The following is an 18873-nucleotide window of genomic DNA, read 5'->3' on the forward strand; positions in this document are numbered from 1 at the left end:
GCTCCGCCCGGCGTCGCCGGGCGGAGCGCATGAAAGCTCAGGCGGTTTCGGCCCGGGCCCGGGTATAGCCTGCCAGCAGCGCCAGCAGTTCCTCTTCCTGGTAGGGCTTGCCCAGGTAGTGGTTGGCACCGATCTCCTCGGCGTAGCGGCGGTGCTTGTCGGCCAGGCGGGAGGTGATCATGATCACCGGCAGCGCGCGGGTGCGTTCGTCGGCGCGGAGGTTGCGGACCAGGTCGAAGCCGTCCATGCGCGGCATTTCGATGTCCGACAGCACGACGTCGGGCAGGATGTCGACCAGTTGCTCCAGCGCATCGACGCCGTCCTTGGCGGTGATCACGCGATAGCCTTCGCGTTCCAGCAGGCGGCCGGTGACGCGGCGTACCGTCAGCGAGTCGTCGACCACCATCACCGTGGGCTGGCGCAGCAGCGTCGACGGGGTTCCGGCCCGGATGCCCGATTCGCTCCCGTTGTCCTCTTCGCCGTCCCCTGCGTCGCTGCCCAGGCTGCGGCTGGCGAGCGCCACCGGGTTCAGGATCAGCGCGATCTCGCCGTCGGCGAGGATCGTGGCGCCGGCCATGCCGACGATGCGGGCGAGCTGCGGGCCGGCGTTCTTGACGACGATTTCCTGGTTGCCCTGCAGGCTGTCGACATGCAGCGCCAGCGTCAGGGCGCCGGCGCGCAGCAGCAGCAGCCAGTTGTAGCGCTGCTCTTCCGGCCGGGAGTCGCGATCGCCGAGCAGGCGCGGCAGGTAGCGGTAGGCGTAGCGCTCGCCCTGCCAGTCGGTGCCGTGCTCGGCCTGCACGCGGCGCAAGGCGTCGGGCTTGAGCTCCATGGCCTGCGCCACCAGGTTCGACGGGATTGCCCAGCTGCGGCCGCAGGCCTGCACCAGCAGGGCCTGCGTCACCGCCAGCGTCAGCGGCAGGTGGATGCGGACGCTGGTGCCCCGGCCGGCCTGGCTGCTGACGTCGATGCGGCCGCCGACCGCGGCGGTCTGCGACTTGACCACGTCCATGCCGACGCCGCGGCCGGAGACTTCCGACACCTGCCGGGCGGTGCTGAAGCCGGACAGGAAGATCAGGTTGGTCAGGCGCCTGGCGTCGGGATGTTCGTCGGCGCCGATCAGGCCGCCGGCGCGGGCGCGCTCGGCGATGCGCTCGAAGTCGAGGCCGCGGCCGTCGTCGCTGAGTTCGATGGCGATCTCGTTGCCTTCCTGGGTCGCGCTCAGCACGATCTGGCCTGTCTCGGGCTTGCCGGCGTCGTGGCGTTGCTGCGGCGCCTCGATGCCGTGGGCGACGGCGTTGCGCAGCAGGTGTTCGAGCGGTGCCGCCATCTGTTCCAGCACGCTGCGGTCGATCTCGATGCGGCCGCCGCGGATGTCGAGCCTGGCGCGCTTGCCGAGCTCCTTCGCGCTCTGGCGCACGACGCGGTAGAGGCGGTCGGCGAGGCTGTCGAAGGCAGCATGCGCACGCGCATCAGGCCTTGCTGCAGTTCGCGGGCGGTGCGCGCCTGGCTGCCGAGCGCGAGGTCGGCGCCGTCGAGGTCTTGCAGCAGGGTCTGCTGCACGGTCGTTACGTCGTTGACGCTCTCGGCCATCATCCGCGTCAGTTCCTGCAGGCGCGTGTAGCGGTCCATTTCCAGCGGATCGAATTCGCCGTGCTGCGATTCGGCCTGGGCGATGCGCGACTGCATCTGCACTTCGGCCTGGATCTCGACTTCGCGCAGCTGGTTGCGCAGGCGGATGACGTTCTCGGTGAGATCGTGCAGCGAACGGCGCAGCGTGCGCAGCTCGCCTTCGATGCGGGTGCGCGCGATGCCGATTTCGCCGGCCTGGTTGACGAAGCGGTCGACCTGTTCCGCCCGCACGCGCAGCGTCGCCGCGGCGATCGGTTCGGCTTCGGCAGCGGGGGCGGGCGCAGGCGCAGCCGCTGTGGTCGCGGCGGTCGGGATGTCCACCGCCGGCTGCGCCGGTGCCTCGGCCTGCAGGCCGGCGATGCCGTCGATCATCTGTTCGGCGGCATCGAGGCCGAGGACCAGATCGTCGGCCAGTGTCCGGGGATCGCTCTTGTCGGCCAGGCCGTCTTCGAGGCGGGATTCGAGCTCGTGCAGATGGCTGCCGAGCGTCATCGCGCCGGCCATGCGCGCGCTGCCTTTCAGCGAATGCAGCAGGCGGGCGATGGTCGCGGGCGGCTGCGCGGCACCGGGGACGGCCTGCCAGTCGCGCAGCGCGGCATGCAGCGTGCCGAACAGCTCGGCGGCTTCCTCTAGGAAGATCGGCAGCAGTTGCGGGTCGAGTTCGTCCTGCGGCGGCGGCAGCAGGCTGGCTGCCGCGCTGCGGGCGTCGGCTGCCGGGGCCGATGCCGGAACCGGTTCGGCTGCTGGCCCGGCGGCATCGCCGGTTTGCGGCACGCTGCGGGCGTAGCCGCATGCCTCCAGCTCGATCGCCAGGGTTTCCGCGCGGGCTGGCATGAGCTGCATGCCGATCTCGGCCAGCATCAGCCGCAGCGTGCCGGCGGCGTCGCGGAGCAGGGCCAGTTCGTCGTCGGCCGTCGCCCTGCCCTGATCGCGCAGGCGGCCGAGCGCACTTTCGAGTGCGCGCGCCAGTTCCCGCGGGGGCGGCAGTTGTGCCGTGCCCGAGATGCCGGCCAGGGTGTGGGCGGCGCGCAGCGCGGCCTCGCTCGGCGATTCCTCCGGGTGCCGCGAAAGCTGGGCGACTTCCTGCTCCAGCGTGCCGATGTGCTGCAGCGCTTCGGCCTGGTAGAGCGCGAACAGGGCGGGCGAGATGTCGACGTCGCCGATGCGGACGACATCGGCCGCAGGCAGCGGCGCGTCGTCGCGGTCTTCGGCGGCAGGCTGGGGCTCGGCCTCGGTCGCAGAGGGCGCGATGGTGGCTTCGAGCGGCGCCGTATCCTGCGGCGGCGGAAGATCGAGGGCTTCCGCGGCATCGGCCTCCGGCAGGCCGGCTGCGGACGCTGCGATCGCCATTGCCGGGGCGGCATCCGGCACAGCATCATCGCTGCCGGCTTCGGCTTCGGCTTCGGCTTCGGCTTCGGCTTCGGCTTCGGCTTCGGCTTCGGCTTCGGCTTCGGCTTCGGCTTCGGCTTCGGCTTCGGCTTCGGCTTCGGCTTCGGCTTCGGCTTCGGCTTCGGCTTCGGCTTCGGCCGCGCCTGCCGCCGGCAGCGGCAGGATTTCGCCGTCAGCCGACAGGTCGAGGGCGGGAAATTCGGGTCCGTCTTCGGCTGCGGCAAGGCCGTCGGGCCGGGGCGCGTCGATGGCCGCAGGTTCGACGATCGCCGTCTCGCCGTTGCGCAGGCGCTCGGCCTCGGCGAGCAGGGCCTGGGTGTCCGGGATGGCGCCGCTGCCGTCGCGGAGCACTTCGACCCAGGCCGAGAACACCTGGTGTGCCGCATCGATGAGGTGCAGCACGGCGGGCGTCAGCGGCCAGTCGAGCTGCAGCCAGCGGTTCAGCGTCTGCTCCATGCCCCAGGCGGTTTCGCCCAGGGCGTTCAGCCCGACCATGCGGCCGCTGCCCTTGAGCGTGTGGAAGCCGCGCCGGATCGTGGTCAGGTGTTCGAGCTGCTGCGGCTCGCTGCGGGCGAGTTCGAGCTGCTCGCCGATGGTGGCGAGGACTTCGGTCGCTTCCTCGATGAAGATGCACAGCAGTTCCGCATCGATCTCGGCGTCGCTGCCGGGCAGCGAGGGGGGCGGGATGGCGGGGGCCGCCGCGGCCTCGAGCGGCGCGGGTTCGGGCGGCACCAGTGCTTCCAGTTCTTCGAGCGAGGCCTCGTCCAGCGCGGTGTCGGCGGCGGCTCCGGCAACTGCCGGCGGCTGCGCTTCGCCGGCGGGGATCGCTTCGGCTGCCTCCTGCGCGGGCGAAGCAAGCGATGGAGCGGGCAGGCCGCTGCCGTCGGGCTGCGCTGCGCCGGCCGCCGAAGCCGGCGCCTCGGCCGCTGGGGTCGGCTGTGCTCCGGGCGCCACCGCGTCCTCTGTCGTGTCCGTTTCCGGACCTGAAGCGGGCGTGCGCCGATGTTCGGGGTCGAGCAGTTCGTCCAGCCTGGCGGTGCCGAGCGGCAGGGCTTCGAGATAGAAGCCGAGTGCCGACAACTGATGGGCCAGAGTTTCGAAGGCGCTGCGGTCGGCTTCGGCCGGGGCCTTGGCGAGGTGGGCGATGCGGGTGCCGGCGTCGCGCACCAGTTCGAGCGCGCGGGTTTCGCCGAGCAGGCTCAGGGCGCCGACGATCTGCTGCAGCGGCTGGTGAAGCTGGGCGAGCGGCTCGTGCCTGGCCTGGTTGCGGAAATAGTCGTCCAGCGTCTGCTCGACCTGGGCGAGGCTGGCGCGCATCTCGTGGCAGAGCTGGGCGAGCGCCTGCTTCTCCTGGGTCTCGCGGGCGCCGCTGAGGCCGGTGACGGCAAGGTCGGCGGCTGGCGTTTCGCCGCGCTGCAGGGTTTGCAGCCGTGCCAGGCGCTGGTCCATCTGCGCGGCCAGGCCGGTGTCCGGGATGTGCTCGCCGAAATCGGTTTCGAGCAGCAGCAGCGCGGTGGCGACTTCGAGCGCCAGCGCATCGGAGTGCTGCAGCGGGTCGCGGCGCAGCCATTGCGCCGTTTGCTGCAGGCCGTCGAGCAGGCCTTGCGTGGCCGGGCGCCCGAGCGGCTGCGCGGCGCGGGCGAGCGCGGCCAGCTTGTCGTCGAACGTGGCCAGGGCGATGGCGGTGCCGCCGCAGAATTCATCCCACTGCGCACGTACGCCGTCCAGCGATTGCCGCAGGGTCCGGAGCAGCGGGCCGAGCGGAATGTCGCTGACGGCGGCGCCATCCGGCGGCAGCAGGGCGTCGAGCTGCCAGCAGGTCCGCACCGCCTGTTGCTGGGCGGTGTTCGCCGGCATCGTCGCGACGCGGTAGAGGATGTCGCGCAGCAGGCGGTCGGGTACGGTCGGCGTGCCGCCGAGCAGGCGGCGGAACTGTGCATCGATCTGGGCGCACAGGCGCTTGAGCGGCGTGTCGATCGGCTGGCTGCGGTCGATCAGGCCGTCGTAGAAGGCCAGCGCGGCCCACCACAGGCTGCGCTGGGCCGGCGTCGGCTGCAGGACCTCGACGGTGGCGATGGCGTCGCGCATCACCTGTGCGCCCTTGCGGGCGTCGCCGCGCAGCCATTCGAGCAGGCCGCGTTCGAAGCGCGAGCGCGCATGGCGCAGCGCGGCCTGGGCGACGGTGGCATCGAGCGCGGGCGGCGCCTTTTCCCGCCGCGGGGGGCGGCGTGACAGGTCGGGGTGGAACAGGTCGGCGGCGCAGGGCAGCGGCAGGCCGCGGACGGCGGCGATCTCCTCGTACAGCGGGGCCAGCCTGAGCGCCTGGTCGGGGGCGCCGTGGGCGATTTCCTCGAGGTAGTTGCCGAGGCTGGCGACGGCGCGCGAGGCCAGCGACAGGCGCTCGGCATCGATCGGGCACTCGCCGCGCGACATCTGGCCGAGAAACTGCTCGGTGCCGTCGGCGAACTGGGTCGGGCCGTCGAGGCCGATGATGGACAGCGCACCGCGGACCTGGTGCAGATGCGTCTGGGCGAACTGCAGGCGGGCGGCGGCGTCCTCGGCAGCACCGGCTTCGGCCAGGGCGTCGGCGGCGCGCTGCAGTGCCGTGTCGATCTCTCCCTTGACCCAGGTCAGCGGCCCCAGATCCGTCTCGGTGGCGTGTGTCATGGCTGGCGTTCCGGGCGGGGTTCAGACCTTGAAGCCCGAGACCGAGCCCTTCAGTTCGACGGCGAGGTCGGCGAGCTGGCCGATCGACACCGCGGTCTGCTGGGTGCCGAAGGTGGTCTGCTCGGTGACGGTGAGGATGTTCTTCATCGTCTCGGCGACGCGGCTGGCGGTGGCGGCCTGTTCCTGGGTGTCGGTCGAGATGCGTTCGATCAGGCGGGCGGCTTCGAGCGAGACCTGGTCGATCTCGGACAGCGCCTGGCCGGCGGCGTCGGACAGCTGGGTGCCGGCGACGACGTCGCGGGTGGCGTTCTCCATCGCGCCGACCGCGTCCTGAGTGTCGGTCTGGATGGTCTTGACGATCGCGGCGATCTGCTTGGTCGCTTCCGCCGAGCGCTCGGCCAGGCGCTGCACTTCTTCCGCGACGACGGTGAAGCCCCGGCCCGCCTCGCCGGCCGAGGCGGCCTGGATGGCGGCGTTGAGCGCGAGCACGTTGGTCTGCTCGGTGATGTCCGAAATCAGTTCGACGATTTCGCCGATCTCCTGCGAGGATTCGCCCAGGCGCTTGATGCGCTTCGAGGTTTCCTGGATCTGGCCGCGGATGCCGTTCATGCCGCGGATGGTGTTCTCCACCGCATTCGCGCCCTTGCGCGCGGCGTCCAGCGAGCGCCTCGCCACCTGCGCGGACTGCAGTGCGCGTTCGGACGAGTCGGTCATCGATTGCGCCATGCGCTGCACCGTGGCGCCCGCTTCCTCGATTTCGCGCGACTGGCGTTCGGTGGCGTCGAGCAGTTCGCGCGAGGTGCGCTGAGCGGCTTCGGTGGCGGTGGTCACGCGGGTGGCGGCGTCGTTGATGCGGCCGACCAGCACCGACAGTTCTTCGACGGTGTAGTTGACCGAGTCGGCGATGGCGCCGGTGATGTCCTCGGTGACGGTGGCGCGCACGGTGAGGTCGCCGTCGGCGAGGTCGCCCATTTCGTTCATCAGCCGCAGGATGGCCTGCTGGGTGAGGTTGCGCTCGTTCTCGGCGTCCTGGCGCTGCTGCTCGGTGGCGGCGCGGCGCCGGGCCATGTCGCTGCGGTAGGCGCGGGCCATCGCCAGCAGGGCCAGCACGCTGGCGAGCGCGCTGGCGGCGATCAGGGCGTGGAGCAGGCCGAGGCCGCCGTGGGCCTGCTTGAGGCCCTCGGTCAGTTCGGTGCTGCGGGCGAGCAGCGGCACCGAGTCGCCGAAGATGCGGCTGCCGGCCTGTTTGGCCTGCACGGATTTCTGGATGTTGCCGAGGATCTCGCCGGCGGCTTCGAACGTGGGCGTGGCCGCGGCGGCGAGCGCGGCGACGCTGTCGCGCAGTTCGCTGTCGCCGGCGATCTGCGTGAGCGCGTCGATCTCGCTGCGCAGGGTTTCGATGTCGCGGCCGAGGACGAAGGCGACTTCCGGCTCGATGCTGTCGCCCACCAGCAGGGCGTTGGCGTTCTTGGCGATGCGCTGGCTCAGCATCATGCTGCGGCTGGCCGGCCCTGCCGCGGCGCCGTCGGCGCCGAGCTGGCGAGCGATCCTTTCGCTCTGCTCCAGCAGCGCGGCGTCGTCCCGGGTGATGGTGGCGACGGCGCTGCCGAGCGCGATCAGGCTCTGGCGCTGCGACAGCAACTGGGCGGCGTTGCGCTCGGTGCCCTGCCAGGCGGCGCTCAGCGCTTCGACCTGCGGCCGGAGCGAGGCCGTCACCGGCGGAATGCTGGAGGCGTCCACAGCGCCGCCCTGTTCGAGCGCCTGCAGCAGCGTGGCGAAGCGGTCGCGGCTGCTGCCGAGTTCGGCGAAGGCGGCGTTGTCGCCGCGCAGCGCGAGCTGGGCCGATTTGGCGATACGCTGCGACAGCATCTGGATTTCGCTCGAGGCGCTGATCTGCAGCGTGGCGTTGGCCGATTCGCGCTGCTGGAAGACCACCAGGCCGGCGGTGGCGAGGGCGAAGATGCCGAACAGGATGCCGTAGTTGCGCATCCCCGCCGTGCCGGCCGGCGGCGGCTCCGCCTTGCGGGCCGGCGGCGATTCCATGATGGTCGCGCTGTCGTTGTCGGCGGAGGCCGTTTTCTTGCCGAATAGTTTCAATGCCATGTTGCGTGCTCCACCATGTGCGTGGGGTAAGCGGGAGTCGGGCGGAAGGCCGGAGGATTCATTCGAACGAAGCGTCCAGGAAGCGGGGGGCCGCCAGCAGCCTGGCGGCGTCGAGCTGCAGCCAGGGGTGGCCCTGGGCGTCGCGCAGGCGCTTGCCGACCCAGGGGCGTGTGTCGCCGCCGGGATCGGCTTCGAAATCGTCCTCGCTGCGCAGGCCGGCCGACGCCGTCACCAGCAGTGCGCAGTGGATGCCGAGCCGGGTGCCCGCCAGCAGCATGCGCGAGCGCCCGCCGGCCGGTGTCGGCGCCTGGCCGTGGAAGCAGGCCAGGTCCACGACGCCGTACAGCGTGCCGCGCACATTGGCCAGGCCGCGGTACCAGGGCTGCGTCAGCGGCACCGCGGCCAGCGGCGGTGGCGGCAGGATCTCGCCGGCTTCGGCGAGGTCGATCAGCCAGTTCTCGCTGCCCGCCTGGAAACCGAGCAGGCCGCGGCGGTCGGCCGTGCGGGCCTCGGCGAGGCGGCGGGCGAGGCGTTCCTGGAATTCGCGCAGGCTGCTGCGTCTGGCCATGGCCGCCTCAGCCGATGGCCCGGATGCGGGCGAGCAGTTCGTCGTGGTCGACTGGCTTGACCAGGTAGGCCAGGGCGCCCTGGCGCATGCCCCAGATCTTGTCGGTCTCCTGGCCCTTGCTGGTGCACAGGATGATCGGGATGCTGCGCGTGCTCTCGTGGCGCGAGATCGTGCGGGTGGCCTGGTAGCCGTTCATGCCGGGCATGACGACGTCCATCAGGATCAGGTCGGGCTTGTCGGCCTTGCTGCGTTCCACCGCCTGCTCGCCGGATTCGGCGGTCAGGACCTTGTAGCCCTCGCGGGACAGCAGCTCCTGCAGGGCCAGGCGTTCGGTGGGGGAGTCGTCCACCACGAGAATCGTGCTGATCGGCATTGTCGAAGTCCTGCGGAAAAGGGATTCAGCGCGTCGTATCGCGACGGGCGTGGGTCGAGACGGCCTTGAGCAGGCTGTCCTTGGTGAAAGGCTTGGTGAGGTATTCGTCCGAGCCCACCATGCGGCCGCGGGCGCGGTCGAACAGGCCGTCGCGGGACGACAGCATGATCACCGGGGTGGCGGTCAGGCGTGCGTTCTTCTTGATCAGCGCACAGGTCTGGTAGCCGTCCAGCCGGGGCATCATGATGTCGACGAAGATCACGTCGGGCTTGTGGTCGGTGATCTTGGCCAGGGCGTCGAAGCCGTCTTCGGCGAGCAGGACTTCGCATCCGGCCTGGCCGAGGAAGATTTCGGCGCTGCGGCGGATGGTGTTGCTGTCGTCGATGACCATGACCTTCAGTCCGGCAATGTCCATTCAAGTCATCCTTGGTTGTTCATCGTGCCGAGGGGCCGGGACTCAGATCTCGACCAGTTCGAAATCGTCCTTGCCGGCCTGGCAGTCGGGACAGGTCCAGTCGGCCGGGATGTCCTCCCAGCGGGTGCCGGGCGGAATGCCTTCGTCCGGCAGACCGGCGGCTTCGTCGTAGATGAAGCCGCAGATCCGGCACATCCAGGTCTTGTACGAGGTGTCGGGAGCAGTGTCGGCCATGGTTCGACCCAGGTGAGGGCAGAGGGTAAAATCAGGCGCATCTTAACCCATTCCAAATGCCGCCTCCGTGGCGGACTTCTCACCCATGCCGATTGAAATTCCGGACTTGCCGCCGGCCGTGCTGTGCTTCGGCGCAGGAGATGCGACGGCCGGCAGCGGCCTCGCGGCCGACGTGCTGACCCTGTCGAGCATGGGCTGCCACCCCCTGCCGGTGCAGACTGCGGCGCTGCTGCGCGACACGCGCAGCGCCGACGAAATATGGCCGCAGGATGTCGAGATCGTCGTCGCGCAGGCGCGCGCGGTGCTCGAGGACATCCCGGTCGAAGGCTTCAAGCTCGGTTTCTGCGGCAGCGTCGACAATGCCCTCGCCATCGCCGAGCTGCTGTCCGACTACCCCGGCCTGCCGCTGGTCGTCGAGCCGGCGCTGTATGCCGCCGGCGACCTGGGCGAGGCCGGCGACGAGATGGCTGCGGCGCTGGCCGACCTGGTGCTGCCGCAGACCACGCTGCTGGTGGTTGGCCGGCACGAGCTGTGCCGCCTGGCCGGCGTGGCCGGTGGCGGCGACGACAAGTGACGAACTGCCGGGGCTCGACGACGCCATCGAAAGGGTGCTTGACTGCGGCACCGAATACATCCTGCTGACCGGCGGCGGCGAGCATGCGCCCGAGGTCGTCAATCGCCTGATTGGGCAGGAAGGCACTTTGCGCACCGACGTCTGGCCACGTCTCGGTGGGCGCTTCCTCGGTGCCGGCACCACGCTGGCTGCCGCCGCGGCGGCAGCGCTGGCACACGGCATGGCCTTGCCCGAGGCGGTGCGCGAAGCGCAGGAATTCACCCAGCAGGCGCTGCGCCATGCCTACCGGGCCGGCATGGGACGGGCGCTGCCCGACCGTTTCTTCTGGGCGCGCGGCAAGAGCGGCAACGATGGAGAGGACGATGAGTGAGAGCATGGCCTTGCGCGGCCTGTATGCGGTGACGCCCGACGAAACCGACGACGAACGGCTCGTCGCCCTGACCGCGCAGGTGCTGGCCGGCCGGCCGGCGCTGCTGCAATACCGCAACAAGCTCGCCGCAGCGGCGCAACGGCGCACGCAGGCCGCGGCGCTGCGGGAGCTGTGCCGTGCGGCGGGCGTGCCGCTGATCATCAACGACGATCTCGCGCTGGCGCTCGAAGTCGGTGCCGACGGCGTCCATCTCGGCCGCGACGACGGCGATCCCGCCGCTGCCCGGCGGGCGCTCGGCAGCGGCTGCATCCTGGGCGTGACCTGCTATGCCGACCTGGCACGCGCCCGCGCCGGTGCCGCCGCCGGCGTGGATTACGTCGCCTTCGGCGCCATGTTCCCGTCCTCCACCAAGCCTTCCGCGCCGCCCGCGCCGTTCGCGCTGCTCGGCCAGGCGAAGGCGGAGCTGGGTTTGCCGGTGGCGGCGATCGGCGGCATCACGCTGGACAACGCCGCTGAAGTGGTCGCCGCCGGCGCGGACCTGATCGCGGTGATCGGCGACGTGTTCGCGGCGCCCGATCCGGCGGTCCGCGCCGCAGCCTATCGGGCCCTGTTCCAGGCGTAAACGGGGCGGGCTTGAGTTGCGTCAACGGCAGCCGCGGTATCGAAGCAAGCCGGATCTGCCTTGATCCCGATGCTGGACCCTGCGCGGCAGCGGGGACGATAATGTCGCCTTTGGAATCCAGCCGAGGACGAAGACCCCATGGCCAGCCGTAACGAAACCCTCTTCCAGCGTGCCCAGCAGACCATTCCCGGCGGCGTCAATTCGCCGGTCCGTGCTTTCCGTTCGGTCGGCGGCACGCCGCGCTTCCTCGAACGGGCGGAGGGCGCACGGGTGTGGGATGCCGACGGCAAGGCCTACATCGACTATGTCGGCTCCTGGGGGCCGGCGATCGCCGGCCACGCCCACCCGGCGATCGTCGAGGCGGTGCGCGAGGCGGCGCTGAAAGGCCTGTCCTTCGGCGCCCCGACCGAAGCCGAGATCGAGATGGCCGAACTGATCTGCGCGCTGCTGCCGTCGGTCGACATGGTGCGCCTGGTCAGCTCCGGCACCGAGGCGACGATGAGCGCGATCCGCCTTGCCCGCGGTTTCACCGGCCGTGACGCCATCATCAAGTTCGAAGGCTGCTACCACGGCCACGCCGACAGCCTGCTGGTGAAGGCCGGCTCCGGCCTGCTGACTTTCGGCAACCCGTCCTCGGGCGGCGTGCCGGCCGATTTCGCCAAGCACACCATCGTGCTCGACTTCAACGACCTGCAACAGGTCGAAGAGGTGTTCAAGGCCCGCGGCGACGAGATCGCCGCGATCATCGTCGAGCCGGTGGCCGGCAACATGAACCTGATCAAGCCCCGTCCCGGCTTCCTCGAAGGCCTGCGCAGCCTGTGCACGCAGTACGGCGCGGTGCTGATCTTCGACGAGGTCATGACCGGCTTCCGCGTCGGCCCGCAGGGCGTGCAGGGCCTGTACGGCATCACGCCCGACCTGACCACGCTGGGCAAGGTCATCGGCGGCGGCATGCCGGTGGGCGCTTTCGGCGGCCGCCGCGACATCATGGAAAAGATCGCGCCGCTCGGCGCCGTGTACCAGGCCGGCACGCTGTCGGGCAGCCCGGTGGCGGTGGCGGCGGGCCTGGTGTCGCTGAAGCTGACGCGCGAGCCGGGTTTCTACGAGGGTCTGACGGCCAGCGCCAGGCGGCTGGTCGATGGCTTGAGCGCTGCGGCGCGGGCGGCTGGCGTGACGTTCAGCGCCGATTCCGTCGGCGGCATGTTCGGCCTGTATTTCGCCGACAAGGTGCCGGCCTCGTTCGCCGAAGTGATGACGGCGGACAAGGATCGCTTCAGCCGCTTCTTCCACGCCATGCTGGACGCCGGCCACTATTTCGCGCCGTCGGCCTTCGAGGCGGGCTTCGTCTCGGCCGCGCACGGCGAGGCCGAGATCGACGCGACGGTGGCGACGGCGCGCGAGGTGTTCGCGGCGCTGGCTTAGGACGCCACGCGGCGGGCGAGTTCCAGTTCACGGCGGGCGGTGCCGTCGCGGGCCACTGCCACCGAGCCGAGCACGCCGGTGGCCGGGTCGGCGACGACGGCGAAACTCATTTCCACATAGATCGTTTGACCTGCCTGGTTCTGCGCGCGGGTCAGCATCGCGCGGCGGCCGAGGCGGGTGGCGCCGCTCTCCAGCGCGCGGTCGTAACCGGCCCAGTGCGTCGCGCGCAGCCGTTCCGGGATGATCAGGTCCAGGCTCTGGCCGATGGCAGTGGCGGCCGGAAAGCCGAACAGCGCCTCGGCGGCGCTGTTCCAGACACGGATGATGCCGTTGCGGTCGGCATAGATCAGGGCGTCCGCCATCTGCCCGGTGATCAGGCGGTGGAGGCCGGCAGGATTCGGGCCGTCGTTCATGGTGGGTCGAGCTCCTGTTTGCTGCGGGCGGAACATGCCCCGCAGGGGTGCCTCCGACGAGGCGGCTGCCCTGGCGGGCATGGCCGCTCAGAGCAGGAACAGCGTCGCCAGGCCGAGGAAGATGAAGAAGCCGCCCGAATCGGTGAGCGCGGTGATCATCACCGAGCCGCCGATCGCCGGGTCGGCGCCGAGGCGCTGGCGCAGCATCGGAATGATCACGCCGGCGCTGGCGGCCAGCAAGAGATTCAGCGTCGTCGCGCCGGTCATCACCAGGCCCAGCGAGGCGCTGTCGTACAGCCACCATGCCAGCCCGCCCAGCAGCCCGCCCCAGACCACGCCGTTGATCAGCGCCACGCCGAGCTCCTTGCGCAGCAGGCGCTGCATCGCGGATTGCTCGACCTGGCCCATCGCGATCGCGCGCACGATCATTGTCGTCGTCTGGTTGCCCGAATTGCCGCCGATGCCGGCGACGATCGGCATCAGCGTCGCCAATGCCACCAGCTTCTCGATCGAGTCCTCGAACAGGCCGATCACGCGCGAAGCAACGAAGGCCGTGACCAGGTTGATCGCCAGCCAGGCCCAGCGGTTCTTCACCGAATCCCACACCGAGGCGAAGATGTCCTCTTCCTCGCGCAGGCCGGCGTTGCTCAGAATTTCGGCTTCCGATTCCTCGCGGATGTAGTCGACCACGTCGGCCACGGTCAGGCGGCCGATCACGCGCTTGTCGCCATCGACGACCGGTGCGGACACCAGGTCGTAGCGCTCGAAGGCCTGCGCGGCGTCGTCGGCCTCGTCCTCGGGGGTGAAGCTGATCACCGTTTCCGAGCGCATCACTTCGGCGACTTCCCGCTCGGGGTCGCTGATCAGCAGGGTTTCGAGGGTCAGGATGCCCTTCAGATGGTCTTCGCGGTCGACGACGAAGAGCTTGTCGGTGTGGTCGGGCAGGTCGTCGAAGCGGCGCAGGTAGCGCAGCACGACTTCGAGGGTGACGTCCTCGCGCACCGTCACCATGTCGAAGTCCATCAGCGCGCCGACCGAGTCCTCGGGATAGGACATCGCGGTGCGCAGCTGCTCGCGGCCTTCGGTGTCGAGCGACTGGAAGACGTCCTGGATGACTTCGGGCGGCAGGTCGGGCGCGAGGTCGGCGAGCTCGTCGGCGTCGAGCGATTCGGCGGCGGCCTTCAGCTCTTCCGGCGCCATCGTCTCGATCAGCGATTCGCGCACCGCGTCCGAGACTTCGAGCAGGATCTCGCCGTCGCGCTCGGCCTTGACCAGGTCCCAGACGTAGAGGCGCTCCTCCAGCGGCAGCGACTCGAGGATGTAGCCGATGTCGGCGTTGTGCAGTTCGTCCAGCTTGGCGCGCAGCCCAGCTTCGTGCTGCTTGTGCACCAGCGTCTCGACCAGCTCGTGGCGCGGCATGTCCTGGCGGTGGACGAGGTCCTCGACGACTTTCTGGCGTGCGAGCAACTCCTGCACTTCGCGCAGGTGCTGCTGGACGTCGTCGGGATGGAGTTCCTCTTCCTGCGTCATGGGGGGCTGCCGGCTTGGGGGGACGGAACCCCGGATTCTACGGGCTTGATGTGACGCTTGCGACCCTTGTACACCGTCGCATGGAAAATTTGCTGCATCGCAGCGAATGGCGGCTGAATGCCGCTCAGGGGATCTGCGAGGCCTGCATGCGGCGCTGGATGCGGTTGGCGTGGGCGGCCAGGCGGGGGCCGTAGTTGCGCTCGTAGTGGCGGGGGTTGGGCAGCATCACGGCCAGCCGCGCGGCCTGCGACGGTCCCAGATTGGCCGCCGAGGTGCCGTAATAGCGCTGCGCGGCCGCTTCGGCACCGAAGATGCCGTTGCCCCATTCGACCACGTTCAGGTAGACCTCGAGGATGCGGCGCTTGTCCCAGGTGGTCTCGATCATCACCGTCAGCACGGCTTCCTGGCCCTTGCGCAGCCAGCTCCTCGATGGCGACAGGAACAGGTTCTTGGCGAGCTGCTGGCTGATCGTCGAACCGCCGGCAGCGAGGCGGCCGCGCTGCTCGTTCTTTTCCAGCGCGCGCTGGATGCCTGTCCAGTCGAAGCCGCCATGATCCAGGAAGCGGTCGTCCTCGGCAGCGACCACGGCGCGCTTCAGGTGGATGGAAATATTTTCGTAATCGACCCACTGGTGGCGCAGCGTGGCCTTGGGATCGGCTTCGCGCAGTTCGGCCAGCCGCATGCGCATGAAGCTGGTGCTGCCCGGATCGAAGCGGCTCCACCAGATGACCTGGGTCAGCAGCACGAGTTGCCAGAACAGCAGCAGGAGAAGCAGGACCAGCAGGCCGCGGCCCAGCAGGCCGAGCCAGCGTGTCCCGGCCATGGGCAAGGACATGCAGCCTCAGCCGGCGCCGATCTGCCGGCGCAGATCGGCCAGCACCGCGCCGCCATCGGGCTGAACGCCGCGCCACAGCGCGAAGCTTTCGGCGGCCTGTTCGACCAGCATGCCCAGGCCGTCGGCCACCCGTGCAGCGCCGTCGGCGAGGGCTGCGGCCATGAACGGCGTATCGTCGCGGCCGTACATCATGTCGTAGGCGAGTGCGCCGTCGGCGTACAGGCCGGGCGGCAGCGGCGGCACCTCATCGGCCAGGCTGGAGGCGGTGGCATTGATGACGATGTCGAATTGCTGGCCGGCGAGGGCGTCGAAACTGCTGGCCGACAGGCGGACGTCACCTGCCTCCGGCATGAACAGTTCGACCAGCTCTTCGGCCTTGCTGACCGTGCGGTTGGCGATCGTCAGCACCGCAGGGCCTTCGCCCAGCAGCGGCAGCATGACGCCGCGCACCGCGCCGCCGGCGCCCAGCAGCAGCACGCGCCGGCCGGCGATTTCCCGGCCCAGGTTGATCTTGAGGTCGCGCACCAGGCCGGCGCCATCGGTGTTGTCGCCGAGAATGCCGTCGGCGCCGAAGGCCAGGGTATTGACCGCGCCGGCGGCCTGCGCGCGCGGGGTGTGGCGGTCGGCGAGGGCGAAGGCCTCGAGCTTGAACGGCACGGTGACGTTCATGCCCAACCCGCCGCCGGCGCGAAAGGCCTGCACCGTGGCAGCGAAGCCGTCCAGCGGAGCGAGGATGGCCTCGTAGCTCATGTCCTGCCCGGTCTGGCGGGCGAAGGCGGTATGGATCTGGGGCGATTTGCTGTGGGCGATCGGGTGTCCGGTGACGGCGTAACGGTCCATGGCGGAGTCTCAGTTGGCGCGAACCTGGTTGGTATTGGTGAAGGTCCAGGTGCGGGTGATTTCGATGATGTCCGTGTCCCTGCGGATGTCCGGCGGGAAGGGGGCATAGGGTGCGGCCAATTGAACGATGCGCACGGCGGCCTCGTCCAGTAGTTTGTGCCCGGAGCTGCGGTTGACGACGACTTCCTCGACGCTGCCGTCGGCCTTGATCGACACCCTCAGCAGCAGGCTGCCGTAGAGGCGCCCGCGCGCGGCCTCCGGGTAGTTCAGCGTGCCGACGCGCTCGACCTTCAGGCGCCAGTCCTCGACGTACTGGGCGAAGCGGTATTCCCTGGCCTTGGCGCCGATGCTGGTCCTGCGCGGGCGCTTGGCGATCTCGTCCAGCTTGCGGTCGATCTCCGCTTCGAGGCGGGCGATGGCGGCGGCGCTGTCGAGCAGATCCAGGCCGCGGGGCTGCGGAGCGGGGGTGGGAGTGGGCTGTTCGACCTTGGCCGGTGCGGCAGCGACCTTGGCGGGGGATTTCTCGCGGGTGACGACCTGCTTCTGCTCGCGCACCGGTTCCTGCGTGCGCTGCTTGGCTTCGACCAGGGCGTCGCCTTCGCGCTGCGCCGGCTGGGGCGGCAGCGGCGAGGTGGGGCGGGCTTCCTGTTCAGAGGTGCCGCCGGCATCGACGTTGGCCTGCGCCAGCACGTCGGCTTTTTCCGGCGCCCGGGCATGGCGGGCGTTGACCAGCACCACGGCCAGCCCCGGATCCCGGGTCGCCGGCTTGGCGTCCGGCATGCGGAACTGCAGGCTCAGCAGCAGGGCGTGCACCGCCAGTGAAACGGCAAAGGCCCCGGCCAGCAGGCGATTGCCCTTGCGCAGGGCGGCCGCCGTTGGTGTGTGAGCGCTGAGGGCCTGTGCCATCGCCTGGGCTCAGAGCGGGCCGAAGGCGTCCGCGGTCCGGTTCTCGTCCTGCTGCTCGGGCTCGGCCAGCGTGCGCAGGAAGCGCGCCTCGACCTCGACGTCGAGCAGGTCGGTGCCTTCCACCATCAGCCGGACCTGGCTGCCCGGGATCTGCAGCGGCATCGACGGCACCCGGAACACCAGCGGAATCTCGTTCAGGCGCACGACGTTCTCGCGCAGCACCGTGGCGTCGACTTCGCCGCGGCCGTGCTGGCGCAGCCAGCGCAGGCACCAGTAGCGCTCCATGCCGCGCTGGAATTCGGCGTATTCGGCATAGGTCAGCTCGAAGTCGCGCAGCGCCGCCATCAGGTCGGCCGACTTCGGCGCGAAGGCCGGCTCGGTGCCCTGCAGCACGGCAATGATCTGCCACTGGTTGACCAGGTCGACGTAGCGCCGCAGCGGCGAGCTGGACCAGGCGTAGCATTCCACGCCCAGCCCTTCGTGCGGCGCCGCGACGGTGGTCATGCGCACCTTGCCGCCGCCCTGGGCGCGGTACAGGCCGGGCACGCCGGCTTCGTCGAGCAGGCGGCCCCAGGTGACGTTGGCATGGATCATCAGTTCGGCGACCAGCTTGTCCATCGGCGAGCCGCGCTGGCGCCGGCCGATGCTGACGAAGCCGGGGCCGTCGGTCGTGGCCTGGTTCCAGTCCACGCTGAAGCCGAAGTCGATGCGGTCCTCGTTGCCGCCGGCCTTGCCGCGGCCGGCTTCGAGCACCGTCGCCAGATCCCACAGCAGCGTCAACTCGCGCTTCCACGGGAAATCCGGGCCGTCGCCATGCACGGTATCGTCGTTGAACAGCGGCTCGATGTCGTGATGGCGCAGGTTGGCGACGATCGGCACCATCTCGACCCGGCTTTCCTCGCCGACGATCGCCAGGCCGGGGGTGATGTCGAGGTACAGCGACACCGCCGGGCAGTCGCGGCCTTCGCTCAGCGTGAAGCTCTGCACCACTTCGTCGGGCAGCATGGTGATCTTGCCGCCGGGCATGTAGACGGTCGACAGCCGGCGGCGGGCGATGGCGTCGAGCTCGGTGCCGCGCTTGAAGCCCAGCGCCGGCGCGGCGATGTGGATGCCGATGCGCCAGCCGCCTTCGGCGCGCGGCACGACCGAGAAGGCGTCGTCGATCTCGGTGGTCGAGGCGTCGTCGATCGAGAACGCGGCGACGTCGGCGCGCGGCAGTCCGGCCGGCAGCGCCGCCGCGGCGAAGGCGGGGAAATCGGCGCCTTCGGGGAAATGCTCGAACAGGAAGCGGTTGTAGTGGAAATCGTAGCTCGAGCCCAGCGCGCCGCACTTGAGCAGCAGGCGCGCGGCCGACAGGCCGGTGTCGACGCAGGCGGCTTCGAGCGCCTTGATCTCGTTGCGGTTGCGGTCGGGGCGGTACAGCGCCTGCGGCAGCAGCGCCGCCAGCTCGGGCGGCAGCCGGCCTTCGACCAGTTCGGCGCGCATGTGCTCGATCAGCGCGGCCTGCTGGCGCTTCTTCTCGAGGCCGGCGAGCGCCGCCTGCAGGATCTCGGCCGGTGCCTTGCGGAAGCGTCCCTTGCCCTTGCGGTGGAACCAGATCGGTGCCGAATGCAGGCGCAGCAGGAGGGTCGCGGCTTCGACCGCGCTGGGCGGGTGGCCCTGGTATTCGGCGGCGAAGTCGGCGAAGGCGAACTCGTCGTCGCCGCACACTTCCCACAGGAACTCGACGTCGAGCTCCTCGGCGCCGGCTTCGGCGCGGCTCAGCAGGTCGGCGGGCCCAGGCTCGCGGAATTCGAGCAGCACGTTGGCACGCTTGAGCTTCACCCGCTTGCCGTGGGTGTTCTCGACCTGCAGCGTGGCTTGGTTGTCGGCGAGGATCGTGCCGGCCTTGAAGGCCCCGTCCTCTTCATACAGCACGAACATCGGCATCCGCCTGAAAAAAGCAAGCTGCGTAGTTTACTGGATTCGGGCGGCTTGCCC

17 protein-coding genes are annotated in these 18873 nt (G+C 70.1%); 4 read left to right on the forward strand and 13 right to left on the reverse strand.

The window, feature by feature from the left end:
- Nucleotides 1–37 precede the first annotated feature (37 nt).
- Genes AAFL97_RS23795 through AAFL97_RS23825 form a run of 7 tightly spaced genes read right to left on the reverse strand, consistent with a single transcriptional unit; the run spans nt 38 to nt 9342 of the window.
- On the reverse strand, nt 38–1330 hold the full coding sequence (locus tag AAFL97_RS23795; RefSeq protein WP_341647230.1) for a hybrid sensor histidine kinase/response regulator: 1293 nt from the start codon (nt 1328–1330) through the stop codon (nt 38–40).
- The gene (locus AAFL97_RS23800; protein ID WP_341647051.1) at nt 1222–5688 is read right to left on the reverse strand and encodes an Hpt domain-containing protein; all 4467 of its coding nucleotides are present in this window, start codon (nt 5686–5688) and stop codon (nt 1222–1224) included. Before AAFL97_RS23800 ends, AAFL97_RS23795 begins: the two co-directional genes overlap by 109 nt.
- A 21-nt stretch (nt 5689–5709) precedes the next feature.
- Entirely contained in the window at nt 5710–7791 is a 2082-nt protein-coding gene (locus tag AAFL97_RS23805; RefSeq protein ID WP_341647052.1) for a methyl-accepting chemotaxis protein, read from the reverse strand.
- 58 nt (nt 7792–7849) lie between these two features.
- Complete coding sequence (locus AAFL97_RS23810; RefSeq protein WP_341647053.1) at nt 7850–8359, reverse strand: chemotaxis protein CheW; 510 nt, start codon at nt 8357–8359, stop codon at nt 7850–7852.
- Between the two features lie 7 nt (nt 8360–8366).
- The gene (locus tag AAFL97_RS23815; RefSeq protein WP_068635333.1) at nt 8367–8732 is read right to left on the reverse strand and encodes a response regulator; all 366 of its coding nucleotides are present in this window, start codon (nt 8730–8732) and stop codon (nt 8367–8369) included.
- Nucleotides 8733–8757: 25 nt separating this feature from the next.
- A complete protein-coding gene (gene pilG, locus AAFL97_RS23820) occupies nt 8758–9147 on the reverse strand; it encodes a twitching motility response regulator PilG (protein WP_263462949.1) in 390 nt (129 codons plus the stop codon).
- Nucleotides 9148–9189: 42 nt separating this feature from the next.
- Nucleotides 9190–9342, reverse strand: a complete 153-nt coding sequence (locus AAFL97_RS23825) for a rubredoxin (RefSeq protein WP_327084837.1) — start codon at nt 9340–9342, stop codon at nt 9190–9192.
- A gap of 124 nt (nt 9343–9466) precedes the next feature.
- On the opposite strand from AAFL97_RS23825, the gene AAFL97_RS24820 reads away from it, so the two are divergent.
- The 4 genes from AAFL97_RS24820 to hemL all read left to right on the forward strand — a co-directional run bounded on the left by AAFL97_RS24820 (nt 9467) and on the right by hemL (nt 12369).
- Complete coding sequence (locus AAFL97_RS24820; RefSeq protein WP_445954519.1) at nt 9467–9955, forward strand: bifunctional hydroxymethylpyrimidine kinase/phosphomethylpyrimidine kinase; 489 nt, start codon at nt 9467–9469, stop codon at nt 9953–9955.
- Nucleotides 9936–10325 (forward strand): bifunctional hydroxymethylpyrimidine kinase/phosphomethylpyrimidine kinase, encoded by a 390-nt coding sequence (locus AAFL97_RS24825; protein ID WP_445954520.1) that lies wholly within the window; start codon nt 9936–9938, stop codon nt 10323–10325. The genes AAFL97_RS24820 and AAFL97_RS24825 overlap by 20 nt, the downstream gene beginning before the upstream one ends.
- Complete coding sequence (thiE, locus tag AAFL97_RS23835; protein ID WP_341647054.1) at nt 10318–10947, forward strand: thiamine phosphate synthase; 630 nt, start codon at nt 10318–10320, stop codon at nt 10945–10947. Before AAFL97_RS24825 ends, thiE begins: the two co-directional genes overlap by 8 nt.
- 138 nt (nt 10948–11085) lie before the next feature.
- Nucleotides 11086–12369, forward strand: coding sequence for a glutamate-1-semialdehyde 2,1-aminomutase (gene hemL, locus AAFL97_RS23840; protein ID WP_341647055.1), 1284 nt, complete (start codon nt 11086–11088; stop codon nt 12367–12369).
- Here hemL and AAFL97_RS23845 read toward each other — a convergent pair.
- The 6 genes from AAFL97_RS23845 to AAFL97_RS23870 form a co-directional block, all read right to left on the reverse strand.
- Nucleotides 12366–12782, reverse strand: a complete 417-nt coding sequence (locus AAFL97_RS23845) for a PAS domain S-box protein (protein WP_341647056.1) — start codon at nt 12780–12782, stop codon at nt 12366–12368. The two genes, hemL and AAFL97_RS23845, sit on opposite strands and share 4 nt — an antisense overlap.
- An 87-nt stretch (nt 12783–12869) precedes the next feature.
- Nucleotides 12870–14312, reverse strand: a complete 1443-nt coding sequence (mgtE, locus tag AAFL97_RS23850) for a magnesium transporter (RefSeq protein WP_263462942.1) — start codon at nt 14310–14312, stop codon at nt 12870–12872.
- A 124-nt stretch (nt 14313–14436) separates the two neighbouring features.
- Nucleotides 14437–15147, reverse strand: coding sequence for a monofunctional biosynthetic peptidoglycan transglycosylase (gene mtgA / locus AAFL97_RS23855; protein WP_341647057.1), 711 nt, complete (start codon nt 15145–15147; stop codon nt 14437–14439).
- A gap of 6 nt (nt 15148–15153) precedes the next feature.
- The gene (gene aroE / locus AAFL97_RS23860) at nt 15154–15987 is read right to left on the reverse strand and encodes a shikimate dehydrogenase (protein WP_341647058.1); all 834 of its coding nucleotides are present in this window, start codon (nt 15985–15987) and stop codon (nt 15154–15156) included.
- A 9-nt stretch (nt 15988–15996) separates the two neighbouring features.
- The gene (locus AAFL97_RS23865; RefSeq protein WP_341647059.1) at nt 15997–16893 is read right to left on the reverse strand and encodes an energy transducer TonB; all 897 of its coding nucleotides are present in this window, start codon (nt 16891–16893) and stop codon (nt 15997–15999) included.
- Nucleotides 16894–16902: 9 nt separating this feature from the next.
- The gene (locus AAFL97_RS23870) at nt 16903–18816 is read right to left on the reverse strand and encodes a ribonuclease catalytic domain-containing protein (RefSeq protein ID WP_341647060.1); all 1914 of its coding nucleotides are present in this window, start codon (nt 18814–18816) and stop codon (nt 16903–16905) included.
- Nucleotides 18817–18873: the final 57 nt, after the last annotated feature.

This window comes from Thauera sp. SDU_THAU2, from assembly GCF_038260575.1.
Lineage (GTDB): Bacteria > Pseudomonadota > Gammaproteobacteria > Burkholderiales > Rhodocyclaceae > Thauera.